Source organism: Promicromonospora sp. NPDC023987, assembly GCF_040639055.1.
Classification (GTDB): domain Bacteria; phylum Actinomycetota; class Actinomycetes; order Actinomycetales; family Cellulomonadaceae; genus Promicromonospora.
Window position 1 is genome coordinate 75641 of the sequence record NZ_JBEZZF010000012.1, and the last position, 15210, is coordinate 90850.

Genomic DNA, 15210 nt, shown 5'->3' on the forward strand with positions numbered 1-15210 from the left:
CGGGCACCGTCCGTTCCTTGACCGCCCCGCACTGAACGGCCCGTAGGCTTGGCGGATGCACCTCGTCGCCCAGGAACTGGCCTTCGCGTACCCGGGGCGGGACGTGCTGGCCGGTGTGAGCGTCACCGTGAACGACGGCACGCGCCTCGGCGTCGTGGGGGAGAACGGGTCCGGCAAGTCCACGTTCCTGCATCTCCTGGCGGGCGACCTGCAGCCACGGTCGGGCGCGGTACGCCGGCAGGGCACCGTCGCCCTCGTCGAGCAGGAGCTGCACCCCACGCCGGGTCAGACCATCGGCGACCTGGTCGCGAGCACGCTCGACGGTCTGCGGGCGGCGGCCGCCGAGCTGGAGGCCGCTGCCGCCGCGTTCGACCACGGGTCGGGCGACCTCGCGGTGCTGGAGCGCACCCTCTCGCTCGCCGAGCACCTCGCCGCCTGGGACGCCGACCGGCGCGTCGAGGTGGCGCTCACGCGGCTCGGCGCTCCGCGCGACCCCGCCCGGCGGCTCGACCAGCTCAGCGTGGGGGAGCGGTTCCGGGTGCGCCTCGCGTGCCGCCTGGCGGAACGGTCCGACCTGCTCCTGCTCGACGAGCCCACCAACCACCTGGACGACTCCGCCATCGAGTTCCTCACGGGCGAGCTCGTGGCGTGGCGCGGCGGGGTCGTGCTCGTCACCCACGACCGTGAGCTGCTCGACGACGTCGCCACCGCGATCCTCGACCTCGACCCCTCCTGGGACGGCAAGCCGGTGCTGTACGGGCAGCCGGGCTACCTGGCCTACCGGTTCGCGAAGAACCAGGCGCTGCACCGCTGGAGGCAGCGCTACCGGGCTGAGCGGAAGCGGGCCGCCGCGCTCGCCGAACGGCTGGACGAGTCCTACGAGGGGCTGTCCGACGAGTGGCGCCCGGCGAAGGGCTCGCAGAAGCACCGCCGCGCCACGCACGCCCGCATCCACGTCAAGGCAGCCGACCGGCTCGTCCAGAAGCTCGAGGCCGAGGCCATCGAGGTTCCGGTGCCGCCCGTGGAGCTCGGGTTCCCGGACCTGCCGGCGATGTCACCTGGCTGGGACCCCAGCCACCCGGTCGTGGAGGTGCGCTCGCCGCGCGTCGGGGACGACGGCGGCGCCCGCGTGGACCTGCCGGGCACGCGGATCGCGATCCCGCCGTCGGGCCGGCTGCTCATCGTGGGGCCGAACGGCACCGGCAAGTCGACGCTGCTCGGCGCGCTGGCCGGCACCCTGCCGCTGGACCGGGGGAGCCGGTCGCTCGCGCCGGGTGCGCGCATCGGCGTCGTGGGACAGGAGAGCCAGCCCATCACCGGCAAGGCGCGCCTGCGGACGGGCTTCGAGACGTACGCCGACGAGGCGCTGCGGCTGCTCTCCTCCGGCGAGCTGGACCCGGACCACGTGGTGCCCGTCGCGGGTCTCGGCCTGCTCAGCGAGGATGACCTGGACCGGCCGCTCGCCGAGCTGTCCGCGGGGCAGCGGCGCCGGTTCGAGCTGGCGCGGGCGCTGCTGCACGCGCCGCACCTGCTGCTGCTGGACGAGCCGACGAACCACCTGTCGATCGACCTCGTCGACGAGCTGACCCGTGCCCTGCAGGTCACGCCCTGCGCCGTGGTGGTGGCCACCCACGACCGGCGCATGCGTTCGGACCTGGAGGACTGGCCGGTCCTGGACCTGAGCTAGGGCCCGGTCGGGCCCGAAGCTGTCGTCTACCCAGCGATTAAGCCCGAACTGTCGTCGATTTCGGGCCCGATCGCTGGGTAGAAGCGGACCTCTGCGAGGACGACCTCACGGAAGCCGGCCCACGTGGGCCATCGCCTGCTTGAGCAGCATGCCCTGACCGTTCATCATCTCGGCCTGGACGTCGTCGGCGCAGGCCTCCTCCGGCGTCAGCCAGGCGAGGTCCAGGGCGTTCTGCTGCGGACGGCAGTCGCCTGTGACGGGCACGACGTACGCGAGCGAGACCGCGTGCTGGCGCGGGTCGTGGAAAGCGGTGATGCCCGGTGTCGGGAAGTACTCGGCCACCGTAAACGGCTGCGGCGACGGCGGGACCTGCGGCAGCGCCACCGGACCGAGGTCCTTCTCGATGTGCCGCAGCAGCGCGTCGCGGACCCGCTCGTGATACATGACGCGCCCCGAGACCACGGCACGCGTCATCGTGCCCTGGGTGTTCGCCCGCAGGAGCAGCCCGACGGCGACCACGTCGCCCGAGTCGTCGACCCGGACCGGGACGGCGTCGACGTACACGAGCGGCAGCTGCGCCCGCACGACCGCGAGGTCCTCGTCGGTCAGCCACCCCGACACCTGGGACGGGTCGCGGTAGAAGTCGTCGTCGGATGGGTAGTCGGCAGTGTCCGTCACGGGGTCCGTTCTACCAGGTCGGGCCGAGCGGTGCCGATCCCCGCGCCGCGTGTGGAATAGCCGAGGGCGCCGCTGTGCTGCACCAAGGAGACGTTCAACGAGAGGAAACGAGACATGGCCACCGTCGACATCACCGACGCCACGTTCGAGAAGACCGTCAGCGACAGCGAGATCGTCCTCGTCGACTTCTGGGCCACCTGGTGCCCGCCGTGCAAGATGTTCGGTCCCGTCTTCGAGGCATCCTCGGACAAGAACACCGACATCGTGCACGCCAAGGTCGACACGGACGCCAACCCCGGCATCTCCTCGGCCGCGCAGGTCACGTCGATCCCCACGCTCATGGCGTTCCGGGACGGCGTGCTGGTCTTCCGTCAGGCGGGCGCGCTGCCCGCCAAGGGCCTCGCCGAGGTCGTCGAGGCCGTCCGCGGCCTGGACATGGAGGCCGTGAAGAAGGACCTCGCCGCGCAGCAGAACTGACGCGCTGCGAAGGTCCTCCTCCAGCATGCGATCAGGCATGGTCCAGAGCCCTGGAGCATGCCTGATCGCATGCTCGAAGCGGACCTACCAGCAGAGCACAGGTGCGCGAGGCGGGACTCGAACCCGCACGTCCGAAGACACCAGGACCTAAACCTGGCGCGGCTGCCAATTACGCCACTCGCGCGCGGCGGTCAGTCTACGGGTCAGCGGGCAGAACAGCGGAATGCCGCGAGCCCCGTGATGTGCCGGCCGAGCACCAGCGTGTGCACCTCGTCCGTGCCCTCGTAGGTGCGCACCGACTCCAGGTTGTTCGCGTGCCGCATGGGCGAGTGGTCCAGCGTGACCCCGTTGCCGCCCAGCACCGTCCGTGCCTCGCGGCAGACCTCGATGGCGATGCGCGCGTTGTTCAGCTTGCCCGCCGAGATCATGTGCCCCTCCAGGCGCCCGGCGTCCTTGAGGCGGCCGAGGTGCAGCGCCATGAGCTGCGCCTTGGTGATCTCCAGCGCCATGTCGACGAGCTTGGCCTGCGTGAGCTGGAAGCCCGCGATCGGCGTGCCGAACTGCTCGCGCTCCTTGGCGTAGGCCAGTGCTGACTCGAACGCGTCGCGCGCGGCGCCGACGGTGCCCCACACGATGCCGTACCGGGCCTCGTCCAGGCAGGCGAACGGGCCCGCCAGGCCGGGGTGCTCCGGCAGGAGCGCGTTCGTCGGCACGCGGACGCCGTCCAGGGTGATGTCGCACTGCACGGACGCGCGCATCGACAGCTTCGGCTCGATGGGCACCGCAGTGAACCCCCGCGCCGACGTCGGCACGATGAATCCGCGCACCCGGTCCCGCGCGCCGCCGTCGTCGGACGGCTCGGCGACCTTGGCCCAGATGATCGCGACGTCCGCGAACGAGGCCATGCCGATCCACCGCTTGGCGCCGTCCAGCACCCACTCGCCGCCGGCGTCGCCGCCCTCGCTGCCCGGCTCGAACCGGGCGCGCGTGGTCATGCTCGCCGGGTCGGACCCGGCGCCCGGCTCGGTGAGCCCGAAGCAGCCGACCAGCTCGCCCGTCGCCATGCGGGGGAGCCACAGCTGCTTCTGGGCCTCGGAGCCGTGCTTGTGGATCGCCGACATCGCCAGCGAACCCTGCACCGACACGAAGGTGCGGATACCGGAGTCGCCCGCCTCCAGCTCCTGCGCCGCCAGCCCGTACTCGACGGCGGACCGCCCGGCGCAGCCGTACCCCTCCAGGTGCATGCCGAGCAGGCCCAGCTCGCCCAGCTCCGGGACCAGCTCCTGCGGGAAGCGGGCGTCGGCGAACCAGCCGGCGATGTTCGGCCGGACACGGCGGTCCACGAACTCGCGCACCCGGTCGCGCGTGGCCAGCTCTGCGTCGCTCAGCTCGGCGTCGAGGTCGAGCAGGTCGGCGGGGGAACCCATGCTCAGCTCTGCCTCTCTTGATTGAGTCTGCGGTTTCGCTCCGGGCGAGTGCCTCGTTCCTCGGCCCTCACCCTTCGCTGCACCTCCGGCTCAGTCAAGCCCGAGGACCTTGCGGATCCGGGCCACGTGGCCGGTCGCCTTGACGTTGTAGAAGGACTCGGCCACGGTCAGGTCCGGGTTCACGACGAACGTCGAGCGGATGACGCCGACGTACGTCTTGCCGTAGTTCTGCTTCTCGCCCCAGGCGCCGTACGCCTCCAGCGTCGCGTGGTCCTCGTCGGACGCGAGCGGGAAGGTCAGCGCCTCAGCGGAGGCGAACTTCGTCAGCTTCGCCACCTTGTCGGGGGAGATGCCGACGACGGCGTAGCCGGCGCCCTGCAGCGAGGCCAGGGAGTCGCGGAAGTCGCAGGCCTCCTTGGTGCAGCCCGGCGTCGCCGCGGCCGGGTAGAAGTACACGATGACGCCCTTGTCTGTGCCGCTCGCGAGGTCGGCGAGGCGGACGGTGGTGCCGTCGGCGGTGGGCAGGCTGAAGTCGGGAGCCTTGTCCCCGGATTCGAGACGAGTGGTCATGCCCGTAACGGTAGCCGCCTCGTGGGCCGACGGCGGTCCGCCGGGCCGGACCTGTGGACAACCCCGTCCGCCGGTCGCGTAGCGTTGTCCTGTGAGCATCCCCGCTGTGACGAACGCCGCTACGAAGCCCGGCACCCTGCCGATCCGCATGCTGCACGACCGGCTCCTGGTCGAGCCCGAGACGGACTCGGCGGAGCGGCAGTCGACGGCCGGCCTGGTGATCCCGGCGACCGCCGTCGGGCCCAAGCGGCTCGCGTGGGCGACCGTCGTGGCCAAGGGCGAGCACGTGCGGCAGGTCGACGTGGGCGACCGGGTCCTGTACGACCCGGAGGAGCGTGCCGAGGTGGACCTCGCGGGCCGGGACTACGTGCTCCTGCGGGAGCGCGACGTGCACGGCGTGGCCGAGCGCGACGAGGCGGACGGCTCGACCGGCCTGTACCTGTAGGCAGGTCGGGCTGTCGTGCAGTTCACAGGGCCGGGCTGCTCGTTCGGTTACCGGTGACGTTGCTGGTCCTGGTAGTGTTTCACTCCGTTGCGCGCCATTAGCTCAATTGGCAGAGCAGCTGACTCTTAATCAGCGGGTTCTAGGTTCAAGTCCTAGATGGCGCACCAACGCGGCGGTCCGGCACCCCCCTCTCGGGGCGGTGGTGAGGGCGGCCGTGAGGCGGAGAAATCGGTGCGCCAGAGGGTCCCGGCCCTGGTAATCTTTCCGTCGCAGGCGCCATTAGCTCAATTGGCAGAGCAGCTGACTCTTAATCAGCGGGTTCATGGTTCGAGTCCATGATGGCGCACCCACACAGCGAAGGCCCCCACCACGGTGGGGGCCTTCGTCGTTCCCGGACCCGTCCAGAACTTCACCCGCTCCTCTCGGCTCCCTGACCAGGCAAATCATCCAGGTTCCTTCCAGTTTGTCCGCAGGTTGCCTGGTGCTCCTCTTCCGTTCATCAGTCCAGGTCAGGTTGGCCTCCGGACGTGCTCAGGGCCGTCCACCTTGACGGAACAGAGAGAGGACGGCCATGCGGCCAGTCACCAGGAAACAGCGAGGTCGCCAGCAGGCGGGTCTCGTCGCAGCGGTCACGGCAGGGACGCTCGTCATGACGGGGTGGGTCGCGACGTCGTCGTCCGCTGCACCCGCGGAGACCGGTCGCCCCGCGGGGAGCACGGCCGCGACGGCCCCGCGTGAGCCGGCGGCTCCGGCGCCGGAGGGTCCGGCCCTCACGCCCGCCGACGGAGAGTTCCTCGAGGGGACCGTTCCGGTCGCGGCCGAGCCTGTCGCCCCCGGCGACGACGTCGAGAGCCTCACCGTCGACGGCACCGACGTGCCTGGCGCCACCGAGACGCTCGGCACCTCGGTCCTCAGCTACGCCGTCGGCAGCAACTCCACCGAGGCGCGCTACCAGAACTACGTGTCCGTCAACGGGTCGGAGCCGATCCACCTGCCCGACGCCGCGAACGAGCGGGTCGAGCTGGAGATCCCCAACGAGTACCTCGTGACCGGCGAGAACACCGTCGAGGTGGTCGCAGGGACGTTCGCCACAAGCTGCGGCACCAACCACGACGACTTCGTGCTGTCCGACTTCACGCTGGAGCCGCTCGGCGAGCTGGCCGACGGCGAGGAGAACGAGTACACCTACGCGTTCGGTGACGGCAGCTGCGGTACCAACGGCAACTTGCTGCGCAAGGCCGAGCTGTCCTTCTTTCTCCAGGGCGACCCGCAGGGCACGACCGGCCTCAGCGCCGACCTCGACACCACCACGCTGGCCAACGGCGAGCACACGATCGAGGCGCGCACGGCGTCGGGCGACGTGACGGCGCACCAGGTCCGCGTGAACAACGCGCCGACCGGCGCGCCACGCCTCACCCCGGTCGACGGCACCCTCGCCAACGGCACCGTCATCGTCACGGGCGCCCGCCCGGCGGACGGCGACGGCGGCACGACCGCGCTCACCGTCGACGGCGAGGCTGTCGAGACCACCGGCACCCTGGGTTCCGGCGATGCGGCGTTCTCGTTCGACGTCGGCTCGAACTCCGTCGACGGGAGGGCCGCGAACCTCCTGGTCGTGAACGGGATCGAGACACCGCTGGGTGGCTCGTACTCCAGCCGCCGCGTGGACGTCACGATCCCCAACGAGTGGCTGCGCCCCGGTGAGAACACCGTCCAGGTCATCACGGGGACCTTCGCGGACGACTGCAACCGCGACGACTTCACCATCTCCGACCTCGCGCTCACGCCCGCCGAGGGCACGGCGTCCGGCGTCGGCCTCGAGCCCACCTACCGGCTGGGCGACGGCACCTGCGGGTCCAACACCTCGCTGCTGCGAGAGATCACGGCGACCTTCGAGGTCGACGCCGCCGCGCGCGGCCTGCGCGCCGACCTCGACACGGCCACGCTGGACGACGGCGAGCACGAGCTCGCCGCCACCTCCACCACCGGCGAGACCGCGACCCGCGCCCTGTTCACGGACAACACCGGCCCGGCGCTCGTGACGGTCACCCCGGCCGACGGCGACCGGCTCACCTCGAGCGTGCCGCTCGCGGTCTCGGTCGATGACGCGTCCGGCGTGGTCCAGGGCCCGGACATCACGCTCGACGGCGAGAAGATCGCCCTGGGCGACCTGGTCGGCCCGGGCCTCCCCGCGGGTGACCACACCCTCGCGGTCTCGGCGACCGACGGCCTCGGCAACGAGGTGACCCACGAGATCGCGTTCGCCAGCGCGGGGATCCCGGACGTGCCGGTCGACGTCGCACCGGCGTCGGGCGCCTCGGACGTGGGCCGCACGGTGACGCTGAGCGCCGAGGTCGCGGAACCGGACGGCGGAAAGGTCACCACCACTTTCTCCAGCGCCGAGATCCTCACGCCGACCAGGGCCTGGCAGGGCGAGAGCGACGGTGTGCCGACCGGCTTGCGGGTGCCCGGCCAGGAGAAGCTGAGCACCAGGGCGCTGGAGCCGGGCGACGGCAGGTCCGCGGACTCGCCGACGTCGAGCGACGTGACCTACCAGCGGTTCGACGTGCCGGTCCGCGGCAAGGTCGAGGCGCCGGTGCTGCGCTGGGAGGGCACTGCCGACCCGGCGCGCCTGGTCAGCCTCCGGGCCTGGAACCCGGACACGTCCGCCTGGGACGTCGTCGCCTCCGCGCGCGGCGCCGTCGACGGCGCCACGGTGCTCGAGGGCGCGGTGACCCGGGACTACGTGGACCGGGGCAAGGTCCGCGCCATGGTCACGGGCGAGGACCCCTTCGCGGACGACATCGACGCAGGCGACGCCGACCGGTTCGCGAACCCCGACGACTACGACTTCTCGATGGTCCACTACACGGACACGCAGTACCTGTCGGAGGGCGCCGTCGAGCAGGAGACCGCCGAGGAGCGTGCCGTGTGGGGCAAGGCCTACACGGGCGTCATGGACTGGATCGTCGACAACGCCGAGCAGCGCAAGATCGCGTACGTGGCGCACACCGGCGACATCATCGAGAACAACATCCGGGCCATCCCGCCGGAGCTCGAGGAGCAGGTGGCGGGCGAGTTCGAGTTCGCGTCCGAGGCCCAGGGCCGGATCGACGCGGCGGGCATCCCGAACGGCGTCGTCGCGGGCAACCACGACAACCAGTCGGGGACCAACCCGGAGCTGTTCAACCAGCACTTCGGGCCGGACCGGTACGAGGAGCTCGCCGAGGGCTGGGAGGACGCGACCTACGGCGGCTCCATGGAGCCGGGCTCGAACGAGAACCACTACGACCTGTTCTCGGCCGGCGGCCTGGACTTCGTGGTCGTGGGCCTGTCCTACGGCGTGACGAGGGACGAGGCCGAGTGGGCCGCCTCGATCTTCGACCGGTACTCGGACCGCAACGGGATCCTGCTCACGCACGACTACCTGGAGCCGTCATCGTCGCCCGACGGGCGCGGCGCGAACTTCGGCGGGTCCGACGGGCCGCTGTTGTACAACCTGCTCGTCAAGGACAACCCGAACGTGTTCATGGTGCTGGCCGGGCACCGGCACGGCGTGGGCACCAACGTACGCCCGCCCGTGGTCGGCGACATCGGGGGCGGCGTGGTCGAGCTGCTCGCGGACTACCAGTTCTACACGGTGTCCGCCGACCAGCTGGGACTCACCGAGATCGGTGGCTACAAGCCGACCGACCGGCTCCGGTTCGGCGCCTCGTTCTTCCGCATGCTGCAGTTCGACGTCGACCGCGGCGAGGTGTCCATCGACACCTACTCGCCGCTGCTGGGCGAGTTCGGCGCGACGGAGTACGACGAGGACCAGCGGTACAACGGCCTCGAGGACAACATGGTGCTGCCCGTCGACCTGACCTCCCGCACCACGTCGTTCACCACCGAGTCCGTGGTGCTGTACGACCCGGTGCACCGGATCGGTACGGACACGGTGGCCTCCGGTGAGGTCGCCTCGGTCCGGTGGGACCGGCTCAAGCCGGGCCGCACCTACGCCTGGTTCGTCACGGCCAGCACCTCCGGGGGCGGCACGACGACGGCGTCGCCGGCGTACTTCACGACGGCGCGGCGTTGAGGTTCGGACGCACCGTGGCCCTGGCGGGGCTGCTCGCAGTGGTGAGCAGCCCCGCCGTCGGGCAGACCGCGTGGGCGCACGACGCCACCAGCGATGTCTACGCGGAGGTGACCCCTGCGGCGTCGGACGGCGCAGGGCCGACGGCGGACGTCACGGCCGTGCTCGATCTCGAGTACGACCTGCTGATGAAGTCCGCCTGGCTGCGGGCCGAGGCGTACGAGGCGACGGACCGGGACGACCAGCTCGCGCAGCTCGACCAGCACGAGCGGGCCGTCGACGGGTACGTCACCGACCGGTTCGCCGTCGCCTACGACGGCGAGCCGTGCGTGCCGACGCTCGATGCCGCCGACGTGGTGGAGCGTGGGGAGCGGCCGTATGCCTCCCTGACGTACTCGTTCGCGTGCGACGGCGGGCCGGAGGGCGTGCACGAGGTGTCCAGCGGCCTGTTCCCGGACGCCGAGTCGTTCGTGCACTCCACCGAGACGATCGTGGCGTACACGCTCGACGAGGAGGAGGGCTCCGCGGTGCTCACCGCGGCGTCGCCCACGCTCACCACAGGGGAGAACCGACTGCTCAAGCAGGTGGGCGAGTTCTTCGTGCTGGGCGGCGAGCACCTCTTGTTCGGGCTGGACCACGTGCTGTTCCTGCTGGCGCTGCTGATCGGCGCCCGCAGGCTGCGCGACATCGTCTGGACCGCCACGGCGTTCACCGTCGCGCACTCGGTGACGTTCCTGCTCGCGGCGCTGGGTGTGGTGTCGGTGCCCGCGGCGGTGGTTGAGCCGATCATCGCGGCGTCCATCGCGGTGGTGGCCGCCGTGGACCTGTACCTGATCTGGCGCGGGCGCGCCGGCGCGCCGTCCGGCACGGTGCGCGACGGCCTGCGCTGGCGGGCCGACGCCGGTGCACGCGGTGCGCTGACGGCCTGGGAGCGGTGGCGGCTGCCCGTCGTGTTCGCCTTCGGGCTGGTGCACGGCGTGGGGTTCGCGGGTGCGCTCGGGATCGAGGCCGCCTGGTCGTGGACCCTGCTGTGGTCGCTGCTGTCGTTCAACGTGGGCATCGAGGCCGTGCAGCTCGGGATCATCGCCGTGGTGTTCCCGCTGCTGGTGCTGCTTCGTGTGCGTGCCTCGCGGACGGCCCGGTGGGTGCTCGGAGCGGCGACGGCGGCGATCGCGGTGGTCGCCCTCTACTGGTTGGTGGAACGGCTAGCGGGAACCGGGTGACCGCCGACCGTAGGCCTGCTCGCTCCAACCCGTCGAACGTAGGAGTGGTCGCCTCATGAGCAGCTACGAGGCGACTACTCCTACGTTCGGCGGGTGCTGGTCCTGCTCATCCGCCGTGCTGCTGATCATGCGGCGCCCACGATGGTCGCTATCCAGGAGTTGACCTCGGATACCGCGATATCGATCGTCAGGTCTGGGCGTCCCATCGCTGTCGCGGCTGCGATGAAGTCGGGTCGCCAGTGCGGATACGCCTCCACTGTGCACGGCCATGGACGTGCGGCTCGTCCGAGAACATGTGCATCGCTGGCCCGCGCACTGAAGATATCTGCGCATGCCGCGTTCAGTTCGCGCAGCGTAACGACGCCCTTGACCTGCGCGAGGTCTCGCAGAGCGAGCAGATCCACTACATCGCGTGCACGATCGTTCCTGGCGGTCGGCGGATCGTGCGGATCCGTACACGCATGCAGCTTCTGCGCGATCTGATAGCGCAGGGCGATCCCCAGTAGCCGATCGGGTGATGGCAGGCCGAAGTGGTCGAGCCGCGGTGCCGGGAGTACATCGTTGCTCACGGTTGCCGAGCCCTCATCGGGTGCGATCTCGACCTGGATCCTGCGCCAGATCTTTCCCCGGATGCTCAGCCTGACGTCGAAGCGGCGTGGCTTTGCGACGCGGGCGGGGGTCTCGATCGTCTCGATGGGACCGCGGTGCAGGGCGAGGGGCCCCCATGGCTCGGCCAGGACGGCGTCGAGGCGTCGGACGAATTCATCGATGTCGCCGCTGATGATCCCGTCGACGTCCCTGGTCGGCCTAGCCGACCTACCAAGGCGATGCTGCAGGTAGGTCCCTCCTTTGAGGAGGAAGGTCGGGTGGGCGGATGATCCGACGGCGCGCTGCAGCGAGGCCACCACTACGGTGGACGCGACCAACCAGCCGAGGCGCCCGCTGTCCAGGTCAACCTTGTCGTGTGCCGCGGCAATCCAGGCGTCAAGGACTCGTGCGTTCGTGGGTTCCTTGTCGCGGTCCGAGAGGTAGCCGATCAGGGCGATCGGGTCACCGGCGGTCACGCCCGTTCGTCCAGGCGAGTGGCGAGCGCCTGCTCATCCACTGCGTGCAGGCGCCCAGCCGCAGCGCTGCGCTCCAGCGCCTGCCGGATCAGGTAGGTCGGGACACCGCTGTCGATGGACTGTCGAATCGCGGTCGCGAGAGTGACCGTCGGGATCTCGTCCCACCAGCCGATCTCGTCGTCGGCGAGGTCCTCGTGGTGGACCGCGTAGAAATCTCCGCCGGAACGGCGGATGCGCCGGTTCCGGGGAACGGTGACGTCTATGCGACCGGGGTTGATGTCGCTGACCTCGTACGCGGCGAGCGCCGTCTCGTGGCTCAGACAGGCTCGAGGATCACCGGTCCACAGGACTGCCTGCATGTACGGGGCATTCGGGCTTGTTGGAAACCTGGGGAACCTGTAGATCGCGGTCGCGACCCGTTCGATCTTCCTTCTTCGGGCGAGCATGGCGACGGCGCCCTCGCTGATACCAAGTCGCCGGGCGTCGGACAGAGTGACGAAACCATGCTGGTCGAGCGCCACGTCCCACAGCAGGTCCAGTGCGTGCATGATCCCCCTCCGGGTCAAAACACTAACGGAAGCATTAGTGTTTTGACTCAGTCTGGTTCGAGAACGGAGATGGACCGTGCTGGTCTGAATTGCCATGGCCACCATCTTCAAGCAGTTGCCGACTTTTGGCTCGCGTTGATGAGTAACGTTGCGTATAGGCAACGGCCGGGTGGCCGACGATGCTCTGGGCGAGTCGCTAAGGGTGTGCCGACCAGAACTTCTCCAGCTCGGCGTCCAACGCCGGAGCCACCTGCATGGGGAGCGAGTGCGTGGTGTCGGGCCAGATCTTGACCTGGGCGTCGGGGATCAGCTTGGCCTTCTCGGCTGCGGCCTCGCCGCCCGCCAGCGACGAGTCGCTCGCGATCGCCACGTAGACCGGCATGGGCAGGTTCTTCAGCTGGGCGTCGGTCAGCTGGCTGGGGTTCGGTAGCCCGGACGAGTCGTAGCTCTCGGCGCCGAGGTTGATCATCCTGGCGAGAGGGTCGTTCGGGTCGACCTCCTCGTTCTCGACGCCGCCGATCTTGTTCAGACCTGCCTCCCGCCAGGAGTCCGGCAGGAAGGGCAGCGAGACCGGGATGCTCGCGAGCACCACCGACAGCGGCAGCGTGCCCAGGGTGAGGATCGGCTCCAGCAGGGTCAGGCTGGCCAGGCGCTCCGGATGGCGCACCGCGACGGCGGCGGCCAGCCCGCCGCCCTGGGAGTGGCCCACCAGGTGGGCGCGCTCGATGCTCAGGCCGGCCATGGCTTCGTCGACCCACTGGGCGGAGTCTCCGACGCCGCGCATCGGGACCGTCTGCTCGGACAGACCGGTGTCGCCGATGACGTCGAAGGCGTACACCGTGCGGTGCTCGATGTAGTGCGGCAGGTTGTCGGCCCACATCGGGACGGCGGACGACCGCCCCGGCAGCAGGACGACGGGGGCGGCGTCGGCCCGGCCCTCCGCGATCCAGGCGTAGCCGCGCACCGTGCCGAAGCTCGTCTCGACGTCGTGGGTCTCGGTGGGTTCCGGCATGCCGCCGAGCGCCTCGGCGTACGCGTCCTCGTAGGCCAGGCGGGCCTCCGACGTCCGGAAGTGGCCGACGCCCGGGCCGCCTGTCGCGAGGAGCAGCAGCAGTCCGCTGGTGGAGACGGTCGCGACGGCGGCGAGCAGGACGATCGGCCAGCGGCGCCGCGTGCGCCGGGTCTGGTTCTCGCGCATCGGGGATCCCTTCAGGGGCAGGTAAGGTTTTGCAATACGATCGCATCGTAACAGGTTGCGATGCGATCGTATTGCTACGCTGTACGCATGCCGAGAGTCGTCGATCACGCAGAGCGCCGCCGACAGATCGTCTTCGCGCTCTGGCTGGTGATCGCCGAGCAGGGGATCGAGGGCGTCAGCCTGCGCCACGTGGCCGCGGAGGCCGGCGTCTCGATGGGCCGGATCCAGCACTACTTCGGCACCAAGGAGGCCCTCGTCCTGGCGGGCTGCACCGCGCTCGTCGACAGCGCGTACGGTGGCTACCTCGAGACAGCCGACGCCGCGCCGCGCGATCGGCTGCTGCACGTCGTGAGCCAGCAGATCCCCCAGGACGACGGCGGCCGCATCGGCGTCAGCGTCTGGTACGCCTACGTGGCGAAGTCGATCAACCACACCGCCGTCCGGCAGGTGCTGGCCGAGGCACGGCGGGGTGCCGAGGAGGAGTGCGTGCGGCTGATCCGCGCCGGCCGTGGTGCGGGCGCTGACGCCGAGGATCCGGCGGCCCTGGACCAGGCCCGGCGTCTGCTCGCGCTGGCCGACGGGCTGACCCTGCGGGTGCTGGTCGGGGACCTCGAGCCGGACGAGGCCGTGGCCATGCTCGAAGCCGAGGTCGACCGGATCTGACTGTCGACCGGATCTGACGGCGGCTCAGCCGGAGCGGTCGCTGCCGCTCTCGCCCAGCACGCCGCCGAACAGCTCCTCGGCGTTCCGCGCGACCTCGACGTCTCGGTCCATCCGGTTCGCCGCGCTGAACGGCTCGCCAGGTCGGGTCCAGGTGTCGCTCACCCCACGCCGGATCCACCCGAGGACGAGCCGCGCGCCGTCGACGCCGCGCCTGTGCGCGGTCGCCGTGAGTCGCGCGAGGTCGGCGTCGGACAGGTCGACGACGATCCGTCGGCCGTCGAGCTCGACCCGCGAGCAGGAGTGGTCGGTCATGGCTTCACCGCTCAGGCGTCGTCGGGGAGGACGCGGAACGCCCGGTCCTCCGTGAGCGGGCGGATGGTGCGGAAGTCCCGACGGTCGAGGGTCAGGATCGCGGTCGTGCAGTAGTCCCGGGCGGTGACCGCGATGACGGCGTCGGTGAGGTCAAGGTGGAGGTCGTCGTACTGGACCTGCACCGCGCGCGCAGCGCGCAGGCTGTCGGCGGCGAGCTGGGTGATGATGAATCGACCCGACGTGGTCTGTCGGACGATCACGTCCAGGAGCGTGCCGGCGACCTGGCGGCCGAATCGTCCCGTGACGAGATGGTCGAGCTCCGCGAGGACGACCGGCGGAACGATGACGGCGCTCGCGCGGTCGATGACGCTGCGGGCGCCGGCATGCTCGGGCGCGTCGGTGTCGATCGAGGCGATGATGCCTGAGGTGTCCGCCACGACGATCATTCGGCGCTGGGCTCCGAGCCCATCGACCCGAGGATCTCGTCGGTCCGGGAGGCGAAGGTCGGATCGCCGCTCGAGGCGCGCGGGAGACCGACTGGCTCGTCCCACACGCGGTGGCGGAGAAGCGCCTGCTGCACGCCCTCGCGGATGATCTCGGCCTCGCTGACGCCGCGGCGCGCGGCGGCGATCTTGAGGTCGCGCAGGTCGTTCTCGTCGAGATAGACCGTGGTCCGCTTGAGAGCCATCTGCATATGGTACGACTGCCATACGTCGACGGGCAGGTCGATAGGCGGTGCGATGGCGCGCATGTTCAGCTCCTCCGTTCGCCGGGGGTCCGGCGTCTGCCCACAGCCTGCCGCGCGCTCCCCGCGGTGTGCGCGGCGAGCCGCGAATCCTT

Annotated in this window: 15 protein-coding genes and 3 tRNA genes; 8 read left to right on the top strand and 10 right to left on the bottom strand. The window is 70.5% G+C overall.

Translation table 11 applies throughout. The features are described from left to right. Positions 1-55: 55 nt before the first annotated feature. Positions 56-1687 (top strand): ATP-binding cassette domain-containing protein, encoded by a 1632-nt coding sequence (locus tag AB0F40_RS08385; protein WP_357465662.1) that lies wholly within the window; start codon positions 56-58, stop codon positions 1685-1687. 105 nt (positions 1688-1792) lie between these two features. Here AB0F40_RS08385 and AB0F40_RS08390 read toward each other — a convergent pair whose 3' ends face one another. After that, positions 1793-2365, bottom strand: coding sequence for an NUDIX hydrolase family protein (locus tag AB0F40_RS08390; RefSeq protein ID WP_357465663.1), 573 nt, complete (start codon positions 2363-2365; stop codon positions 1793-1795). A 114-nt stretch (positions 2366-2479) separates the two neighbouring features. On the opposite strand from AB0F40_RS08390, the gene trxA reads away from it, so the two are divergent. Then, positions 2480-2842 (top strand): thioredoxin, encoded by a 363-nt coding sequence (gene trxA, locus AB0F40_RS08395; protein ID WP_357465664.1) that lies wholly within the window; start codon positions 2480-2482, stop codon positions 2840-2842. 102 nt (positions 2843-2944) lie between these two features. Here trxA and AB0F40_RS08400 read toward each other — a convergent pair. From AB0F40_RS08400 to bcp, 3 genes are all read right to left on the bottom strand, one after another. Further along, positions 2945-3026 (bottom strand) — tRNA-Leu (locus tag AB0F40_RS08400). A 19-nt stretch (positions 3027-3045) separates the two neighbouring features. Beyond that, positions 3046-4269 carry an acyl-CoA dehydrogenase family protein gene (locus tag AB0F40_RS08405; protein WP_357465665.1) on the bottom strand — a complete coding sequence of 408 codons (1224 nt, stop codon included), beginning with the start codon at positions 4267-4269 and terminating at the stop codon, positions 3046-3048. A 90-nt stretch (positions 4270-4359) separates the two neighbouring features. Next, entirely contained in the window at positions 4360-4839 is a 480-nt protein-coding gene (gene bcp, locus AB0F40_RS08410; protein ID WP_357465666.1) for a thioredoxin-dependent thiol peroxidase, read from the bottom strand. 148 nt (positions 4840-4987) lie between these two features. Here bcp and AB0F40_RS08415 point away from each other — a divergent pair, with 148 nt between their 5' ends. The 5 genes from AB0F40_RS08415 (at position 4988) to AB0F40_RS08435 (ending at position 10585) form a co-directional block, all read left to right on the top strand. Further along, a complete protein-coding gene (locus AB0F40_RS08415; protein WP_253870496.1) occupies positions 4988-5284 on the top strand; it encodes a co-chaperone GroES in 297 nt (98 codons plus the stop codon). Between the two features lie 91 nt (positions 5285-5375). Continuing rightward, positions 5376-5451 (top strand) — tRNA-Lys (locus tag AB0F40_RS08420). Positions 5452-5557: 106 nt separating this feature from the next. Further along, positions 5558-5630, top strand: a tRNA-Lys gene (locus AB0F40_RS08425). A gap of 303 nt (positions 5631-5933) precedes the next feature. Continuing rightward, the gene (locus AB0F40_RS08430; protein ID WP_357465667.1) at positions 5934-9365 is read left to right on the top strand and encodes a metallophosphoesterase; all 3432 of its coding nucleotides are present in this window, start codon (positions 5934-5936) and stop codon (positions 9363-9365) included. Then, positions 9362-10585, top strand: coding sequence for a HupE/UreJ family protein (locus tag AB0F40_RS08435; RefSeq protein WP_357465668.1), 1224 nt, complete (start codon positions 9362-9364; stop codon positions 10583-10585). The genes AB0F40_RS08430 and AB0F40_RS08435 overlap by 4 nt, the downstream gene beginning before the upstream one ends. 125 nt (positions 10586-10710) lie before the next feature. On the opposite strand, the gene AB0F40_RS08440 is transcribed toward AB0F40_RS08435, so the two are convergent. From AB0F40_RS08440 to AB0F40_RS08450, 3 genes are all read right to left on the bottom strand, one after another. Then, positions 10711-11649, bottom strand: a complete 939-nt coding sequence (locus tag AB0F40_RS08440) for a nucleotidyl transferase AbiEii/AbiGii toxin family protein (protein ID WP_357465669.1) — start codon at positions 11647-11649, stop codon at positions 10711-10713. After that, positions 11646-12197, bottom strand: coding sequence for a type IV toxin-antitoxin system AbiEi family antitoxin domain-containing protein (locus tag AB0F40_RS08445; protein WP_357465670.1), 552 nt, complete (start codon positions 12195-12197; stop codon positions 11646-11648). Before AB0F40_RS08445 ends, AB0F40_RS08440 begins: the two co-directional genes overlap by 4 nt. Positions 12198-12393: 196 nt before the next feature. Further along, the gene (locus AB0F40_RS08450) at positions 12394-13395 is read right to left on the bottom strand and encodes an alpha/beta fold hydrolase (RefSeq protein ID WP_357465671.1); all 1002 of its coding nucleotides are present in this window, start codon (positions 13393-13395) and stop codon (positions 12394-12396) included. Positions 13396-13482: 87 nt separating this feature from the next. On the opposite strand from AB0F40_RS08450, the gene AB0F40_RS08455 reads away from it, so the two are divergent. Next, positions 13483-14058, top strand: a complete 576-nt coding sequence (locus tag AB0F40_RS08455) for a TetR/AcrR family transcriptional regulator (protein WP_357465672.1) — start codon at positions 13483-13485, stop codon at positions 14056-14058. 24 nt (positions 14059-14082) lie between these two features. Here the strand turns inward: AB0F40_RS08455 and AB0F40_RS08460 are convergent, their stop codons facing one another. From AB0F40_RS08460 to AB0F40_RS08470, 3 genes are read right to left on the bottom strand one after another with little or no spacing between them, the layout of a single operon-like run. After that, positions 14083-14370 carry a hypothetical protein gene (locus tag AB0F40_RS08460; RefSeq protein ID WP_357465673.1) on the bottom strand — a complete coding sequence of 96 codons (288 nt, stop codon included), beginning with the start codon at positions 14368-14370 and terminating at the stop codon, positions 14083-14085. A gap of 11 nt (positions 14371-14381) precedes the next feature. Next, a complete protein-coding gene (locus AB0F40_RS08465) occupies positions 14382-14807 on the bottom strand; it encodes a PIN domain-containing protein (RefSeq protein ID WP_357465674.1) in 426 nt (141 codons plus the stop codon). Positions 14808-14812: 5 nt separating this feature from the next. Beyond that, positions 14813-15121, bottom strand: a complete 309-nt coding sequence (locus tag AB0F40_RS08470; RefSeq protein ID WP_357465675.1) for a CopG family transcriptional regulator — start codon at positions 15119-15121, stop codon at positions 14813-14815. Positions 15122-15210: the final 89 nt, after the last annotated feature.